This is a genomic window from Methylosoma difficile, assembly GCF_054657615.1.
Genome location: NZ_BAAHYJ010000007.1, coordinates 97,388 through 115,422, shown reverse-complemented (window position 1 = coordinate 115,422; position 18,035 = coordinate 97,388). Strand labels below are relative to the sequence as shown.

Genomic DNA, 18,035 nt, shown 5'->3' with positions numbered 1-18,035 from the left:
TAGTCTTCAATGTTTAATATTTGGCAACTCATCAAAAGGTTCACGTTGCTGTGGTTTGCTAACGGGCTTATTTTCGGAATCACCGCTAATCGCCTTTTTTAGATAAGTTTCAGCATCGAACACAGCCCCGCCGACACCTTTTCCGATGTTACTCAAAGACCTACCGCCTGCAACAACCGTATTATCATAAAGTGCGCCCCCTTCATTTTTGACTGCCCGCCCCATCAAATGGGAGGTATCTTGACCATCCTTGATTAAGGGGCCATCTTTAATACGGCGCTCCATTTCATCAGGGTTGCCAAGATGCCCGCCATTAAGGATACCATTGACTGACTGTTTGGCATTCGCATGACTTCCAGAGGGAATATCCATTGAACGGGGTCTGGCTCCCATCGGCTTTCCAGTATCGCCGCTTTGCTGGGCTGAATGTGGCTTAACATCAGAAGTTGTTCCGGTCGTTGTTTGTCCTTTAGCCCGATCAGCAAAACTGTCGGCCTGTTGCCGTCCGAGTATTTCGTCGGGAGTTTTGGCATCCTTTTTATAATCGTCGGCATTGGACACGCTAGTGTCGAGTTTATTCCCGGTAGGCTTAAAGGTCGAAGAGGCGATATGGAAGGCTTGCTGCGGATTGACTTCATCCAGTGCCAAGAACCGTTGCACAGCCTCATATTCTTTGGAAGTTTTGGGTATTTTGGCGGCACCGTTATCAAGCTGTTTTGCGGCATCAACCTTAGCCGCCTGCCAATTGGCCTTGGCCTTGTCAGTCCCGTGCATTGTAATCTCACGCTCAACATTTGCAAGATCGGCATTTGCTCCCGTCTGAACCAAACGCTGGGCAAGTTCGCTGTGTTTGAGGTTCAAATTCTGCCCGGATGTCTGGCTGTCAGTCACCGAGTCTTGATAGGACTGTTGGGCCTGATCAACGCGTGCCAATTGGGCCATATAGTTTTCGGACTTGGCTTTCATATCTTGGGAAGAAAACATGCTTTGGTCGGAATGTGCTTGAGCGTAGTCGTGTGCAGACCGTGTTTCGTTAGTGTTGGCGTATTCGCTGCGCCATGTCTTATCCATTTCTGATGAAATATCATTTTTTCGTTCTGCTGAAATCCCTGAATCAGAGCCTAAATCTAGCTTACCGTCTAATCTAAGGGCACTAAATACACCTGCCGATGCGCCAAGTGCCAATTGGGTACTGGCACTGGCGGCAATCGCTTCTTTTTCGGCATCTGTACGCCCAACCTTTTCAGCAATGGCCTTTCCGGTCGCGGCCGCCCACCGATCCGAGGCTGAATGCGATTTACTTAACGAATCGGTAATTGTTGTCCCATCGGTAACGGTATGGCCTTTTGTGTCAGTATGTTGGGTCAAATTATTGAATGCTTGCGAAGCGGAGGCATTTGCCGACTGCAAGCTGGTAAACGCGCTTTGCTGTGATTTTTGTGAACCGCTGGCCATACTGTAAGTGGCTTCTGACCACCCGGAGACTGTTTGGCCTGAATTGGAATCCATACTACGTTGGGAGCCAATACTGGTGGTTGCGGCAATTGAAACGGGTTCCGGCATGAGACGTTCCGGTTTGACCGCAGCCGAGGCGCCGGATGTCATACGTCCAGCAAGATTTACGGCGGCATTAGAGCCGCCGTAAACCAGCATCAATGATAGGGCGGGAACACTGGATGCCAACATGCCACCGGTGGCCAACCAGGTTTCTAGCGTCCCGTAAAGTTGGTCGTGTGAGACCATCGCCATCAATGATGTGCCATTCGCTTCTGCCTGGTCGGATATTGTCGTCATTAACCGCGTTGTGACCATCGCAATATACAAGTTGCAAACAGCAGTGATCGGCCCCCACAAGGCGATCCAAATCAGCATCTGGAAATATCGCGCGATCATCTTGATGCCCATCAGACCTAATGTCGTTAAAAAAGCGACAATAGGGGATATAGCTACCGTGAATATTTCAATGAAGGCGGTCAACGGTCGGGAAATTTGCGTAAAGATGCTTTGTTCTCCAGACCATTGCAAACGTAGCTGCTCAATACCCGTCCGTTCGATAAATGCCGCTGGCCCGTCGCGTAAATAGGCGGCCATCAAGCCATTACGCATATACGTCTGAGAGTTGACCGCAACCATGCCCAGAGCCTGGGTCGATTGGGTGACCAAATCGTCAGGGGTGACCGAGGGGTCTTTAACATCCAAAAACCCCCGCATATATTGCTCCCATAACGTGGCAAACTCAGGCGTATTAATGTATTGGTCAAGCAACGCATAAGCATCTTTGCAAGATTTTTGGCCAGAAAAAGCAGGCAAGTCCACCAAAACATCCTTGTTAATAAATGTGGTTTTCATTGCAACCCAAATATCTTCGGCCTTTAAAAGCCTTTCCCGCGTGACCTCATGTTCACTTTCAGGAATTTGTAGTGCTATGTCGTACATGACGCAACCTTCAATATAGCTATTGAGGGAGTCAGACAAGCTGCCATTAAATGTGATATCAGAGGAAGCGGTGCCCAAGCCTATATTACGCAGTTTTATCAGGGTACTTAATGGCTGTAGATAGCCGGACTCAAGTAAATGTGCTTCATCCGGCGTTGAGAACACTGTTTCATACACTTGGGTGGTGTTGACACCGATGGTTGAGACAATTGACATTGGCAAGGAAATGCCAAGGGGGACATTTGCAACGGTGTAGACCTGTCCGGTATAAATATCCTCAATGATTACCGTGTCCTTGGGGATAAACATGGCGGCGGACACAATGTAGGCGACCAATATTGAATAAAGAGGAAATTTCAGTTCAAACAAATATTGGAATGCCACGAGGAACAGCCCAATCAGAAAACCAATTTTCATCAAGGTGTTCATGTTGTCGGATGCGAAAACCATAGCAACGCCATTGAAGGCGTTGTACATCATTTCAGCATCACCAATACTTAGGATTGAATAAGCCATAGCATTACTATCCTAAATTTTATGGTTGTCTTTTTGATGTAGTGACCTCTCCACATCGTCAAGCATGTTTAATATGTTGGCAATGGAGGCTGTAGATTCTCCGTTTAGCCGCCTCTCATTATCGATTTGTTGTCGCCTGGACTCCATCACTTTAAGCATGGATGAATCTAGTGGCTTGCCTGTGGAATTGATTGAATGGGTGACAGCCTCAAACATTTCGTCAATAATCTGATTGGTCAATCCGGTGGCCAACACACCGACCATTTGTTCGCCGATAAGGGCAGCTGAACCTGGTTGTGAACTTACACGATGTAGCAGGCCTAAAATCCCCGGTGAGGAAGCTTTGATAAACTTGTCTTCGTTTGCACCAAAGCCCTCGCCACCGTCGCGGTTTCCCAACTTTCTTATGATACCGCCAGTACCGCCAAGGCAATTGCAGGTACCGAACAACATGGTGCGTACTTTTTCCCGCATTCCGGTGACATGGATAGTTTCAGTGGGATCGGCATCACTCAATAAGCATTCGTCACTTTCACATTTGTAAATATTAAGATCACCACCTTCGATAAAATCGCGGGTCTCAATCGTGGGTTGGCGATAATCATATTTCACATCTGAGTTATCATCCTTTTTTCCAATGATCATGGTTCCGGTCAAACTCATGAGCACCCGTTGCAACTGGTCATCACCATTAACGAACCAACTGTAAGCGACGGCATCTTTTAAGGCATCGTGGACGACATTTCCCGTAATTTCATCGGCAGCGCCACTGGCTAATGCAACTTGGTTAGGGTTTTTTGATTCTTTTGCTTCATGGAAATCTGGTAAAAAACCTTTGCTGGTATCAAGGTCAGCTGCGTCATTTAGCCGCTTGTCGTGCCAAGCACCCAAACCAGTGGCGTTAACGATGGATTTGGAGGCATCGCATGAATTTTTCATGATTGAATTGATTTGGGCAATATCCTTTTGTAACTTGGTCATCACTTGTGAACAGGTAGGGCACATGCCTTCAATTGCCAACTGGAAAGCGTAACCGACTGCACCTTGAGTGATGCTACGCAAAAGCGAGGTTATTTGAGTGCCATTGATGTATGAGAATGACCCGCCAAATAGATCAATCCCGCCACATCCACCTTTGAAACTGGGAGGTACAAAAGAGACCAGGTTAGGGTGAAGCACCTTGTTTCGTGTAGCTAAATTACCTCCAGTGATCACTCCTCTTCGTTGAGTATCATAATAACCTCCTGGTGTTGCATTAAGCATATCTACAAACATGCCACTCATCTCATCTTCTAGTCCTGCGTGTGCGTATGTGGTCAGTGTCAAAGTGATCAAAAATAGAGATAAAGTTTTCATTGGATGGCTTTAAAAAGGTATCAATATCAAGCTCTATTTTAGCTAAGACTGCGATTTTACGGTGCGTCGAAAAGTATCAAAAAAGTGGTATAGTTCAAAAGATATGTCTACTTATTAAGTAAGACTATTTTTAAGTTTTAGACATTAGTCATGTAATCTCTTGAAGAAGTTTTCTTGAAAAACAACTAACTAACTTTTTTGGATTATGTGTCTAGTTTGTAGTTGTTTTTTTTGTTTTAACTGTTTTTATTGTTTTAGTAGTTATTTTTACTATTTAATTCAATGGCATGTAACCATAAATGTGCGGAATTTGTTGTGGGATGTGCGGAATTTGTTGTGAAATGTGCGGTATTTGGTGTGTGGTGTGCGGGTTTTGGTGCGTGATGTGCGGAATTTGTTGTGGGATGTGCGGAATTTGTTGTGATAGGTGCGGAATTTGTTGTATTATCGAAAAAACCTGTTAGATAACCCCTCCAATAATACTTTTGTATGATTGAGTTTGTCGTTAAACACACTGGATAGCATTCTTGTAAAGCAGGATTTGTAACTATATTGTGTGTTTTTTAGAAAAATAGAATAAATCTGTTTTTAACATGTATTTATAATCAATCACTTACAATAAAACCATTGGCTATTTTTGGGAAATGTGCGGAATTTGTTGTCAACTTTTTTAAAGAAAACAATTACTTATAATTTATGGCTAAAAAAAAGATAAAAGCATTACCAAATTCGTTAATCGTTACTCAAGCGAATGAGTTAGTTGAGGCTCGGTATAACTTACCTTTAGGGGAGCAACGGTTGGTTTTGACTATGATTTCCAGAATTCAGCCTGATGATGCAGATTTTAAGCCCTATCGTGTTAGTGTTAGTGATTTTGCTGAATTTTTAGGGATATCTAGAGATTCAGCATATGCTGAGTGTAAAAAAATAACAGCAAAATTATTGACCAGAGTGTTGCAGATTAAAGGGGAGGGCAGATTGTTACAAATTGGCTGGATGTCGTCCGCTGAATATATTGACGGCTCAGGTATGGTTAATTTGACGTTTGATCCCTTGCTTAAGCCCTATCTATTGCAATTAAAATCTAGTTTCACTAGTTGTAAGTTGACGATGTTGTTGAGTTTTAAAAGCCAGTACACTATGCGTGTTTATACCTTGCTTAAGCAATATGAGAAGTTGAAGGTTCGGGAAATAGAAATAGAGCCGTTACGTGATATGTTGGGTATTAGAAAAGATTTGCATGAGGAATACAGGGATTTTAAACGTCATGTTTTGGAATACGCTAAAAAAGAACTCGCTGAGAAAGCGGATTTAATGTTCGAATTTGATGAGATAAAGTATGGTCGTCGAGTTGGAGCCATACGTTTTCGTATTTACACTAAAACCCCACCTATTTCTTTGTCAGCTAATGATGACTTGTTGACAGTTGATGAGGTTGGTAATACGCCTTATAACGTCAATACGCCCATCGACCCAGCTATTAGTGATTTATTGTTATTTGTACCTGAGCAGCATCGAAACAAAAAAACTGTCTATGCGGCCTTGGAGGTATTTAATAAAAAGCACGGTTTTAATTACGTTAAGCGTAATATTTTGTATAGCAATGCTAAAGCCGATAAATCTTATGCTGGATTTTTAAATAATGCCCTAAAAGGTGATTGGGGACAGGATGTGGAGTTAGAGCAGCAGTCTTTGTTCAAGAAAAATCCGATTGAAGTATGGGAACGTAGCGGATTTTCTACTGAGAAGGAATACAATGAATTTATGTATAAAAAGCAAATGAAGAATTACGGAATGGTAGTTTAGTTAGTGCTACTCTGAGCGATTTGTCCTATCGAATTATGCCACTTTTTTGATACTTTTCGATAAGACAGAAAATTAAAATCTTCTTTACAATATTTCCATGTTTATTCAAATGTGGAATTTATTGCGGATATGGATTTAAAAACACAATATAGCCAGCAAATACAACGCAACACGTTACAGCAGCTAATTCCAGTCCAGTCTTATGATGATGAATCCAGGTTTTTCTACTTGGAAGATGGTCATTTAGGATGGGGTTATATCAGCAGCCCCCTACAAAGCGGGGACGATTCAGTCATCCAGCGGATGAATGTGCTGTTTTCCTTCGATTACCCGCCAGACAGCTTTATTCAAGTTTTGTTATTAGGGTCGCAAGACATCCAGCCTAAGTTAAGGGCTATTGAAAATATCCGCAAAACCAAAAATCCAGAACTGAAACAGTCATTGCGTAACCGCGTCAAAATGCTGGATGAAGCAACCATGCGTCCTATCGACCCAAATGCCGTTGCGTATATCCGAGAATTCAAGATTCTCTTCACCGTTAAGATTCCCCTGAAAGACAAAAAAGGCTTGCCTTTGGGCGATGATATGAAGCGCGGCAATGAACTTAAACTTTCATTTGAACAGACGCTTAAGTCCGCCGGGTTGCGCCTGGTTCCGATGGATGCCGAAAGTTATCTCCGTCATATCGGGCAAATGCTACATTGGAAACCCTCGGCGGATTGGCGTGGGGGCGAGCCTTGTTATGATGAAACCTTACCGATTAACGGGCAGATTAGTGAGCACGATGATCGGATTGAGGTGAACAAGAACAGTGTTTTGCTGGGTGACAAATGGCTACGGATACTTTCACCTAGCCGTTTGCCCAAAACCATGAGCCTGCAAAATATGCGCCGATTGATTGGTGACCCCATGAACGGCGTTAGAGGGATACATGGCAATTTCTACATCAGCCTGAATATCCACATCCCTGACAGTTCCAAAGAAAAGCAAAAAGCTGAAAAAGAACGCGCCACCATTAATTATCAGGCATTCGGCCCGATGATGAAATTTAACCCGAAGTTGGGATTAAAAAAGGAAAGCGCGGACTTGTTATATGAATCTACTAACGACGGAGACCGGGTGGTTAGGGCTATGCTTTCCATCGGGTTGTTTGAAGATAACATGGAACGTAGTGAGGCGAGGCTGACGGAGGCGCGTGCCTATTTGAGCGAAATTGGCTGGAACATGAAGGAGGACAAATACATCGTGTTGCCTATGTTGGTGAATGCGTTGCCTTTCTGTGTCGATCCACTGGCGGTTGAGTTTTTGCAACGGTACAAACGGATGGGTTCAAAACATTGTATCGAATTTATGCCGATTTTAGCGGATTGGGCCGGCACCGGCACACCCCAAATGACGTTCGTGTCCCGAAGCGGCCAGCTCATGAATATGAGTATTTTTGACTCCCAGACCAATTATAACACCTGCATTGTTGCCGCCTCCGGTTCCGGGAAATCCTTCCTGACCAACGACATTATCACGTCGCATCTCAGCTCTGGCGCAAAATGCTGGGTGATTGACGTGGGCCGTTCTTATGAAAAATTGTGCAACACCATTGGTGGTGATTTTGTTGAATTTGGCGAGAGTAGTGAAATATGCCTGAACCCGTTCCAGATTATCGACAATTACGCTGAGGAATCTGACATGTTGGTCGGCATCATCATATCGATGGCTTCAATGGATGATAGGCTAACTGATTTGCAGCAAGCACGGCTACGTGCGGTGTTAAAAGAGCTTTGGGATGAACATGGCAAAGAGCTCATCATCGACCAAGTCGCGGAAAAATTGCGTAATGACACTGATAGCCGCGTCATTGATATGGGTGACCAGCTTTACGCTTTTACTAGCAAGGGCGAATATGGGCGTTTCTTCAATGGTACCAACAATGTCAGTTTTGATAACCCATTTACTTGCCTAGAGCTGGAGGAGTTGAAAGGGCGTAGCCATTTGCAACAAGTTGTCCTGTTAATTTTAATCTATCAAATTCAACAATCCATGTATTTGGGCAACAGGGATCAATGCAAGCTGTTGTTTATCGATGAAGCTTGGGATTTGCTGTCTAAAGGCAACATAGCCAAGTTTATCGAAACCGGTTACCGCCGGTTCCGTAAATATAATGGCGCAGCCATTACCATCACCCAATCATTAAATGATTTGTACAGTTCACCATCCGGTGTCGCTATTGCCGAGAATTCTGCCAACCTGTATTTGTTGTACCAGAAACCGGAAACCATCGAAACGATTAAGCGCGAAAACAGGCTAATGATCGGTGAGGGTGGATTTGAATACCTTAAATCCGTCCACACCGTGACAGGCCATTATTCAGAAATCTTCTTCAGAACCGATTACGGTTTGGGTGTCGGTCGCTTGATTGTTGACCCTTATACCAAACTGCTTTATTCCACCCACCCCAATGACATCAAGAAAATTGCGGCCAAAACCCGGTTAGGGATGAGCACGGCTGATGCGATAGAAACCATTCTGGCCGAAGAAAACGCGGCTTAACTTTATTAAGAGGTAAAAAAATATGGCTGAAGATAGTGAAAATCCCAGAGACATTAATCAACAAATCCCGGCTAAGAAAAGCTCGGAAAGGGAGCGGGTTAGAAATATCTTTTTAAACCAGTATCGCGGCGATGCCGTTGTTGTGCCGATAAAATTGGTGTCAACGGAGATTAATAGGGCGTTCCGAAAGCATTTTGACGGAGTATCCAGATCATTGTTTTATGTTCGATATTACTCAAGGGCATTGAATAACACTGCCATAGAGCAAGAGGTTGTGACTGGTGTCATTGCATTGCTAGATCAGGCGGCGGAAGGAATAAGACATAAGAATGAAATGGCTGATAGTTTAATCGGTCAGTTTGACGTAATAATTAAAAATGGTGTCGGTCAAACAACGATAAACGCATCGGTCATTGACCCGCTTGCAAACCGTTATTTAAAACTGGTTGAGGCGGCAGATGAAGTCGCTCGTAAATACAGTGCGTTATGGATGGCATTGGCGATAGACGATAGACAAAAAAACCAGGCAATGAACGAAACCGTCAATGTGTTACGGCAAGTGCATACCAACAGTACCAGGATCAGCTTAGGCTTAAGGGACAGGGTATCTCCAAAACAAAATTCGAAACCAGACGAAGCCGAGAATAATGAAGCAGCGATCATAGAAACTGATGAGTTTCAAGATACAGAATTAGAAACTGAAGGGGCGGATGCGTGAAACGTTTCCCGGCCATCCTAACCTTAACCATATTCTTCTTGGATTTTGGTGTACTGGCGCACGCCGGTGAAGGAATGGAGCAACCATTTTTTGGTGTTTCGGACGGGAGGGAAAACGTAACCACACAATTGCAGGCATCCGCTTTCTACCAGCAAAAGGAGCGGGGATGGTTTTGGTATGAAGATCCTATTGAGGAAGTGCCTGAAATTGAATTGCCGCCAGAACCGAAACCACTCAAACAAGAGCAGATGGAGCAAAAGAATTCGCCTCCCCTCAAACCACTGTCTTCGGAATGGTTTCGGGCGAACCTGACCCAATACCGTGATGAAGCCGTTGATGACCCGACACCTGAAAACGTGTCCAAGTACATGTATCTGCAACGGGTGATGCTTGACAAGGCGGAGCGGTTTACTGATGCCACTAAACAAGTGGTGATGGCTGACCCCATACTTGATGAGAATAGCCGTCGGCCTATTGCGACATTTGGTGCGAATGCACTGGATGAACAGGCGGAATTAGGAATGGCTAAAGTCGCCAAGCAGCTTGCAAAGGCAGCGGGCCTTTGGTTTTTTTACAGTAGCACCTGCACGTTTTGCATCAAAGAGGCTGGCGTACTGAAAGGGTTAGCCAACGCCTATGGGTTCAAGGTGATGGCCATCGCATTGGATGGTTTACCGCTGCCGGATAATTCTTATCCGAACTTTACCACTGACAGCGGTCAGGGCAAGAAGTTAGGGGTCGAAACCACACCTGCACTATTCCTCGTGAAACCAGGCAAAAACGGCGATGTGATCCAAATAGGACAAGGGCTTTTGTCCGGGGATGATATTGTGAAAAGGGCGGTGGTACTGGGTTATCAGCGTGGCTGGATCGACGATGCTGATTATAACGGCACCTTGAAAGCCAAACCCATCACCATAGACCAAACCACGCTGCAAACGGTTAATGATGACGACCTTGATAGCCCTGACGCACTGGTTAGTAAAATTAAGGATAACCTGAAAGAACAGCTAAGGAAGCTACGGTGAGAGTTTTATTAGGACATGATGATTATTTACTGACCCAAGGACAAAACCAAATTGTGGCATGTGACTACAGTCGTTTGGTGAACGCGCATACCTTGATCGTGGGTAAAACGGGTATGGGAAAAACCACAACGTTGAACGACATAATTGGTCAAATATGCCGGTTTGATGGCAATGTCCGCATCCATGTGTTTGATGTACACGGTGACATCACTTTGGGTGGGTCAAGTTCATTCCGCTTCTCCGAAGCAACGGAGTTCGGGTTAAACCCTTTTGTGGTTAGCCCTGACCCCCATTTTGGCGGGGTCAGGAAGCGTGTCCAGGATTTTATTGCCACGATAGGTGGTTGCCAGCCTATCGGCGCACGCCAAGAAGCTGTCATGCGCCACTTGATCACGGATTTGTTCGCGGCCAATGGATTCTTTGCAGACAACCCTAAATCATGGTTGCTGGACGATGGCTTCCAGCGTAAATATGCCAAACGTTATCCGACAATGGATGACGCGTGCCGTTTTGCCTTCGGAAAACTCAAGCAGTTGATTATTGGCAGTGATAGCCAGTCAGGCAAGGCGTTGGAAGAACTCAACAAAACCACGTCAAAATTATTCAAGCTATCAAAACAGTTAGTTGCCACCGGTATGCAATCAAATGAGGTATTGATGGAGCAGTCAGTAAAACAACGTGCGGACGCATTGAGGTTTTACCAAGACTACATCGAAAACCTTGAAACTGGTAAAGAGCTGGATGACTTCATCCGATACGAATCCAAAGAAATACTGAAATCGGTGGTCGACCGCTTCGATAATCTGAAGGCCAGTGGCATTTTTAAAAGCCAGGCACCACCATTTGACCAGGACAACCCGATTTGGCGGTATGACATCACCGCTTTGCGTGAAGATGAAAAACGCCTGTTTGTCGAGTTCCGTTTACAGGAGCTGTTCGCATTGGCACAAGAAAAAGGTGCCCTTAGGCAAGGGGAAGTGTTGCGTCATGTCTTCATTATTGATGAGGCGCACCTGTTTCTTCGCGAGGACAGCAACAACATTCTTAACCGGATCGCCAAGGAGGGAAGGAAGTTCGGACTTGGTTTGATATGCGCGAGTCAATCGCCGACCCATTTTTCCGAAGATTTTTTTGCCAACGTCGGAACCAAGATCGTTTTAGGGGTTGATACGATGTATTGGGATAATTTGGTACGGAAAATGAAAATTGATCCCGGCAGTTTGAAGTACATCCGGCCATTCACTGTTATGGGCGTGCAGATGAGCAATAAAGGTGAGCCGAAATCTCCATTTATTATGGTGAGGTTGGCCGACCGTAGGGAAAAGGCGGTAGCTGGTAATGTCTAGTCGGTTATTAAGTTGGTTAGGTTTTCGCCCTAAGGTTGTCATGCAGAATATTGGCCAGGAAGACGGTCGATACCCCGCATTCTCGAAAGGAATACCCGTCGAACCCATCGAAAACATCGTGGGTCGGCAACGGGAACTGATCCAACAAATTGTCCAATCCAGGGGCTTATCAGGGTTGCATAATCGTAGCAAGGCGGAAGAACTGATTATTTCGCCTATTCAGCATTTTGCAGAATGGGTGCATTTGTTGCCCGCTTCGGACAATAGCTATTTTAAAGGATCAGGGGGATTGTTCAGGTTCGGCTTGGAGCACGCATTATTTTCAATACGCTACGCCGAGCGGAGTGTTTTGACTCGGGTGACCCCGGAAGAGCGGCGGGAAGCCGAGCGGGTTTGGACGCACGCCGCATTTCTAGCCGGACTGGTCAGTGAATCGGTGCTGACGCTGTCTAAAATCAGTGTTTATTCGGATAACGGGGAGACTTGGCATCCGGGTGTGGAACCCTTGTATCAATGGTTAGTGCGGAACAACGTTAAAAACTATCATATTCGTTGGTTGGCTACGGTAGATTTTGCAATGGCCGCCGCCATTGCCGCAAAGACGATACAACAGGAGCAGGCCGCGCTCCTGGCAAAAGGTGAGAAATCGGTGTTACCGACCTTAATGTCAGCCATCCAAAATCCTCATGATGGGTCTAATCAGATTGTCGCTATTACTAGGACAATCCGGTTGAAACTAATCGACAAGGATTTGGCCGAGGACCCGTCAAACTATGGGAAGCCCTTGTCAGGGATGCACTTGGAGCCGTGGTTGATTGATGCCATGCGGCATATGGTCGTGAACCGGCATTGGCAGGCCAATACGGAGACTGGCAGGATATGGTACGGTTTGGATGGAGTTTACTTGGTATGGCCTTTATCTGGGATGGATATTAGGCAGGAACTGCGGAACGCCAAATGCCCGTTTATGCCAAAAACAACAGAAATCCTGGCGGAAATGATGTGCGAGGCTGGAATAATTGACCAAAATGAAGCGGGTGCGGGTGGTTACATTTTTACCATAGGACTGCCCCAGGCCAGTAGCGAACTGAAACCCATGTCCGCAATCCGGTTAAAACGAAAAGAAATATTGTTATTGGACGACAGCATTACACCCATTGATTTGGCGCTTTTGTTTAGTGGTGATGTAGGCGATGGTAGGGAAGTTACTAACATCGGGCAATTCCAGTCGGAAGCAAGGGAAGAGGATAGCGGGTTCTTCGAACTGGAACCGGCTAAAAAATGGGCGACAACATCCCCCACCAAAGAAGTTGAATCAATAGATACGATTGGCGTGCGCGAAGTATCAGATAACACAGTATACGATGCGGATTATGCCGCGCAATATGCCGATGTCTTGGTCGAGGTTTCCGATCCTGCGACAACAAACCTGTCAACTGGCAAAAGTGTCCAATCATTGGACACTTTTAGCATGGAACTCGGCAATCATTTAGGTGTAAGCCTGACAGAGAAAGACAAGCAGTGGGTGAATAATTTATTTGGCAATATTGATGCGAATCCTAAAGGCGTGTCGACAAATACTGGGCTAAGTGCTGATAACCAAATGGATAGTCATCGGATATCCAAGGATGCAAGCGTGCTTAGCTCTGATGGATTGCTAAAATCACGATGTCCAATGGTGATAAAGCAATTGAATAAATTGCCGGCGGAATTTGTTGAGTTGACCCCGGAGGGCAACACCAAAATAAACGCGCAAGGGTTAAGCAAAATCAACATGGACATCAAAGATTGCCTCGCTGTGTTGAGGGCATCTGGGGAGTTGGTGTTGACCGATGGGGAGGTATTGATGATTGAAAAGAAGGGCAGTAAGGACATCCGTTGTTTTTTGGTGAAAGGGGATATCCGTCATGGCTTATGACCCTTATATTCGTAAACCTTACGAATTCTATGTGGCTGTATCCTGGGCTATTGCCACGGCGTCATCATTGTCCGGCTATTTGGTTCTGCCTGGTGGGGAATCGATGTTGATCCCTAGCTTATGGTTTGGGCTGTTATCTTTGCTATCCACAGCAAAAGGCTTCGGCCTTTTAGGGAGAGGTAAGTTTGGAAAAATGCTGACCTTTCTTAATGTTAAGGCTTTATTGAAGAAGGTACAAAAAAACCAAATGTGGTTTGGTTGGGGGTTTGATTGGAATCCGACCCACACCCAACGGGCGGTCGACACCATGATGTCGGGGAAAATTTTGACTGGCACTAGCGAATATCCCGGTAGCCCTTGGATACATGGGCTTAACGACAACAAAGAGGAAGAAATCCAAATCCCGCTGCAATCATTGGAGGGCCATACGATTATGTTTGGTACGACGGGTTCTGGCAAAACCCGTGCTTATGAAGTGATGGTCACACAAGCCATACACCGTGGTGATACCGTCATCATGCTCGATCCTAAAGGTGATAAAGATTTGCGGGAACGGATGGAAATGGAATGCGAAAGGGCAGGGAGAAAGGACGCCTTTCTATTTTTCCATCCGGCGTTTCCTAAGTCGTCTATCCGTTTTGATCCCATGCGTAACTTCACCCGCACCACAGAAATTGCCTCGCGGATTGCGGCGTTGTTGCCGTCACAGTCGGGTGGCAATGATAGCTTCACTGCGTTTGCGTTCCGGGCGTTAAATCTCGTGGCACAAGGGCTGGTTGAGGTGGGTCGGCGGCCTTCAATCAAAGAATTGCGCTTTTTTATAGAAGGGGGAGCGGAATCATTATTGATCAGGGCAATGGAATGCCATGCCGAGCGGGTTGACCCGGAATGGCGCCACAGTGCCGAGGATTTTTTTAAACGGGCTCAAGAAGGGAAAATAAAAAAAATGGAAACGATCACACAGGCAAAGGACTTGGCTGTCGTAGAGTATTACCGAAAAGTTCTGAGCAATACAGATAAAGGCTCGGAAGGTATTGATGGTTTGTTGAGCCTGGTTGAACACAACCGGATGCACTTTTCCAAGATGATTGCTTCGCTCATTCCTGTCCTTAACATGCTCACTTCAGGGGAACTGGGTGGATTATTGTCGCCCGATGAAACCAATGTGAGCGATATGCGCCCAATTTTTGACACATCGACGATTATATCTGGCAAACATGTCATTTATATTGGCCTGGACTCCTTGTCAGATGCCATTGTGTCATCAGCGATTGGATCGATTGTCTTGGCTGATTTTGCTTCGGTCGCCGGGGCGATTTATAACAGCGGCATTAAGCCTGGGCGGATATCGATGTTTGTGGATGAAGCCGCCGAGGTCGTGAACGTGCCGTTTATCCAAATCCTGAATAAAGGCCGTGGTGCTGGCTTTCAGGTGGTGATGGCGACCCAGACACTGCCAGACTTGATTGCACGGACGGGGGATGAAGCCAAGGCCAGGCAAATTATTGGTAACTGCAACAACTTGATCACGCTACGAATTAAAGACGGGGACACCCAGAAGTTCGTCGTCGAAACCTTTGGCAAGACGTATATCAAGACTGTACAACAATCCATCGGGGCATCAATGAACTCCGGTGATAATTTGGCGCACTTTTCAGGCAATACGGGGCAATCTTTGACTTATGGTGAATATGACCTCTTCCCGCAACACTTGTTAGGCCATTTGCCTAATTTTCACTATATCGCGGCCATCGCCGGCGGCCGTGTCATTAAAGGCCGACTTCCCATCATTATAGAATATCGCGGCTATCGTTGGTGGCCGTGGCATTAAAAACCGACTACTGATCATCACCCCATAAATTTATGCAAGCAGAAGATAATGCGATTGTGCGTCAAATTCAACATCCACCGGTTCCGCCAAAGGCGTCTGACCAGTTACGTGAAGTGTGTAAGAAAATAAAAAAATTCAGGGCTTCACAAAAGCTGTTTAGCAGTTGGCCGAATTTAAGGACGGCATCTTACAATTTGGTGGAGTTTCTGACGGTTTATTGGCCTGATCCGCTCGATAGAAATGGAAGCTTGCTGGTCGCCTGCCTCGAAAACGCATTTGATGTGACGGAATCACTTTATGAAGAAAATGCGGATATTGTTGATATACAAAAAGCCTTTATCAAAACCGTCACCGAAGAATTGGCAGTTTCAATGGAATATTCATTAATGATACGGGCAAAATCGACCTGGATACCTCATGAAGTGAATAAAGAATTCCTTTCGGAACTCATCAGGGAAAATACCGTGAGTTCATTGACGTGGACAAAGGACACGTTACCCGGACATAGCGGCGGACAAAGCAAAGTGATTTGTGCGTCAAGGATATTTACGCTGAATGAATTAGAATTGGCGGGGTTGATAGATTGATGGCCAGGCACATTATGATTTGGTTGGTGGTGGTGTTTTTTACACCCTTGTTTTTGCCCTATATCATGAGTCCTAAGCTTATCTCCGGTTTTATCCGGGATGACTATAAGGCGGCAGTGCAAATTTTGGGTGGCAAGGAAGAGATCAACCATTCCTTGGTCGGGGTATATAAACGGAACCTAAAGGCGGTTGCCGAATTCGTCAATGAATTTGAAGGCAGGTACGACGACTCTGACGAATTCCGTTATAGCGGTGATGGAATTGGCGAGACACTAGCCGATATTCCTGGTCAATGGGTGGAATCCGTTAAGCTTGAAGTGTATAGCATGGCATTACGTTTGGTGATTATGTCGAAATGGCTTTACTGGTTAGTGCTGCCGATGTTGGCCGCCATTATTGCTGGTATTTACGAACGTAAGCTCAAGGCGGAGACGTTCAGCCCGTCCATGCCACCTATTTACAACACGGCGATACATGCGCTCATCGCCATGTCTTTTCTTTTTGTATTGTGGCTGTTATGTCCCTTACCCTTACCGCTGATGATTGTGCCGGCGTTGTCGACACTGGCAAGCATGTTCATTTCAATCGGTATTACGCATTATCCTAATTACTGAGTAGACAGTTACTGCATCACTACAGGATAAAATTTTACTTAGATTGCCAGCTGTGTGTCACTGTCTTCAAGGCTAATTGAAATTCTTTTACCGACAGCGGAGGCGGCTTTCGTAAGTGTACTCAAGGTCACGGAATGGCCGTTAGAGTTAAGTAGCCTGTCCAATTGGGTTCGGCTAATGTCCATGCGTTTGGCCATTTTGGTTTTGGTGATATTTGCTTCGACCATTGTCTGCGCAATCATACAGGCAATCACTTTTTTTATAGCAGCCGCCTCAACTTCTTCCAAAATCCCCTCTTCTTCAAGAAAATCATCGAAGTCAGAGCCAATAAAATTGTTGTTGGAAGCAGTCATAAACTGTTAACCGATGCAAACGGATTGGTGATAGTCAAACGTCCGTCAATTACTTGACCGTGCTGCATATCTTCGCTGTACAGCGTGATACAGCCTGCTTTCAGGGCGGTTGCGATAATCAAGCTGTCAAAATGGCTATACTTGTAGCGTGCGGCAATTACCCATGCGATATACGTTTCCTGAATACTAACCTCGATCAATTTTACGGATGTCAAAATGGCCATTAATATTTTTCCCGTTTCGGCGGGTGAATGGTGGAGTTTGCGCCGCAATACATGAGAGCATTCGTTAACGACTTGGGTGGATATGGTCGGTTTTTCCGCCAGTAACGCGCACGCTATTGAGCGCTTACTGCTATCGTCACCCAGCGTATAAAGCACAATATTACTATCCAGAAATACTGTCATATCAATTCCGACTATCATCATAAAGCACATTGCGGTCTGCAATGGGTTTGCCGTTCCACTCAATATGCACCGAACTTAAATAATCCAGCGCAGCTTGCCGTTCGGTTTCGCTTAGGTTTTCTGGCTTAAGAGCAGCGGATAAACTTAGCGCGGTCGCTAAACCTTGATCGTTGGCGGTATCGCCAAAGCCACTAGCTAAGGTGGCTAAAAAGTCTTCGGTATCACACTGCTGTTTTGTGGTAATGGATGCCGGAACATAACGTTGTTCCAGAAAGTTGATGAAATCCAGTGCTTCACGAGCCACGTCTTCGGGAAGTTTAAGGCTGTGTTGGTAAATTGTTTCAGCTATGGTCATTCGTTTTTTCCTGAAATTATGGAATGGGTTTCCAAAAGGGAAATTTAGCAAACGTGCTTTGGGTTGAACACCCTCTCCGCAGTCATTCTAAAATTATGTCGCCCGAACTATACCACTTTTTTGATACTTTTCGGTAAGACATAAAGCTTATCTTTTCGTTATTATTTCCCCAGTAAATTCATCAGGCTAAGTGTTGTTTTGGCCTTAATTTTAGCTGTGT

Annotated in this window: 14 protein-coding genes; 9 read left to right on the top strand and 5 right to left on the bottom strand. The window is 45.3% G+C overall.

Annotation, left to right across the window (positions count from 1 at the left end):
• Positions 1-6 precede the first annotated feature (6 nt).
• The gene (locus ACYQ1O_RS16580; RefSeq protein ID WP_459993346.1) at positions 7-2,952 is read right to left on the bottom strand and encodes a conjugal transfer protein TraG N-terminal domain-containing protein; all 2,946 of its coding nucleotides are present in this window, start codon (positions 2,950-2,952) and stop codon (positions 7-9) included.
• A gap of 12 nt (positions 2,953-2,964) precedes the next feature.
• Positions 2,965-4,308, bottom strand: coding sequence for a conjugal transfer protein TraH (locus tag ACYQ1O_RS16575; protein ID WP_459993345.1), 1,344 nt, complete (start codon positions 4,306-4,308; stop codon positions 2,965-2,967).
• 696 nt (positions 4,309-5,004) lie between these two features.
• On the opposite strand from ACYQ1O_RS16575, the gene ACYQ1O_RS16570 reads away from it, so the two are divergent.
• The 9 genes from ACYQ1O_RS16570 to ACYQ1O_RS16530 all read left to right on the top strand — a co-directional run bounded on the left by ACYQ1O_RS16570 (position 5,005) and on the right by ACYQ1O_RS16530 (position 16,700).
• Complete coding sequence (locus ACYQ1O_RS16570; protein WP_459993344.1) at positions 5,005-6,114, top strand: replication initiation protein; 1,110 nt, start codon at positions 5,005-5,007, stop codon at positions 6,112-6,114.
• A gap of 129 nt (positions 6,115-6,243) precedes the next feature.
• Positions 6,244-8,658: a type IV secretion system protein TraC gene (traC, locus tag ACYQ1O_RS16565; protein WP_459993343.1), complete on the top strand. Its 2,415-nt coding sequence runs from the start codon at positions 6,244-6,246 to the stop codon at positions 8,656-8,658.
• Between the two features lie 22 nt (positions 8,659-8,680).
• Entirely contained in the window at positions 8,681-9,376 is a 696-nt protein-coding gene (locus ACYQ1O_RS16560; RefSeq protein WP_459993342.1) for a hypothetical protein, read from the top strand.
• On the top strand, positions 9,373-10,404 hold the full coding sequence (gene traF / locus ACYQ1O_RS16555; RefSeq protein WP_459993340.1) for a conjugal transfer protein TraF: 1,032 nt from the start codon (positions 9,373-9,375) through the stop codon (positions 10,402-10,404). Before ACYQ1O_RS16560 ends, traF begins: the two co-directional genes overlap by 4 nt.
• Positions 10,401-11,750 (top strand): ATP-binding protein, encoded by a 1,350-nt coding sequence (locus ACYQ1O_RS16550; RefSeq protein ID WP_459993338.1) that lies wholly within the window; start codon positions 10,401-10,403, stop codon positions 11,748-11,750. Before traF ends, ACYQ1O_RS16550 begins: the two co-directional genes overlap by 4 nt.
• The gene (mobH, locus tag ACYQ1O_RS16545) at positions 11,743-13,668 is read left to right on the top strand and encodes a MobH family relaxase (protein ID WP_459993337.1); all 1,926 of its coding nucleotides are present in this window, start codon (positions 11,743-11,745) and stop codon (positions 13,666-13,668) included. Before ACYQ1O_RS16550 ends, mobH begins: the two co-directional genes overlap by 8 nt.
• The gene (gene traD, locus ACYQ1O_RS16540; protein WP_459993336.1) at positions 13,658-15,499 is read left to right on the top strand and encodes a conjugative transfer system coupling protein TraD; all 1,842 of its coding nucleotides are present in this window, start codon (positions 13,658-13,660) and stop codon (positions 15,497-15,499) included. The genes mobH and traD overlap by 11 nt, the downstream gene beginning before the upstream one ends.
• Positions 15,500-15,531: 32 nt before the next feature.
• Positions 15,532-16,086 (top strand): hypothetical protein, encoded by a 555-nt coding sequence (locus tag ACYQ1O_RS16535; protein ID WP_459993334.1) that lies wholly within the window; start codon positions 15,532-15,534, stop codon positions 16,084-16,086.
• Between the two features lie 14 nt (positions 16,087-16,100).
• The gene (locus ACYQ1O_RS16530) at positions 16,101-16,700 is read left to right on the top strand and encodes an IncC plasmid conjugative DNA transfer DtrJ family protein (RefSeq protein ID WP_459993333.1); all 600 of its coding nucleotides are present in this window, start codon (positions 16,101-16,103) and stop codon (positions 16,698-16,700) included.
• Between the two features lie 38 nt (positions 16,701-16,738).
• Here the strand turns inward: ACYQ1O_RS16530 and ACYQ1O_RS16525 are convergent, their stop codons facing one another.
• Genes ACYQ1O_RS16525 through ACYQ1O_RS16515 form a run of 3 tightly spaced genes read right to left on the bottom strand, consistent with a single transcriptional unit; the run spans position 16,739 to position 17,815 of the window.
• Positions 16,739-17,053: a helix-turn-helix domain-containing protein gene (locus tag ACYQ1O_RS16525; RefSeq protein ID WP_459993332.1), complete on the bottom strand. Its 315-nt coding sequence runs from the start codon at positions 17,051-17,053 to the stop codon at positions 16,739-16,741.
• Complete coding sequence (locus ACYQ1O_RS16520) at positions 17,050-17,460, bottom strand: PIN domain-containing protein (protein WP_459993331.1); 411 nt, start codon at positions 17,458-17,460, stop codon at positions 17,050-17,052. Before ACYQ1O_RS16520 ends, ACYQ1O_RS16525 begins: the two co-directional genes overlap by 4 nt.
• 1 nt (position 17,461) lies before the next feature.
• Positions 17,462-17,815 (bottom strand): DUF2281 domain-containing protein, encoded by a 354-nt coding sequence (locus ACYQ1O_RS16515; protein WP_459993329.1) that lies wholly within the window; start codon positions 17,813-17,815, stop codon positions 17,462-17,464.
• Between the last annotated feature and the right edge of the window lie 220 nt (positions 17,816-18,035).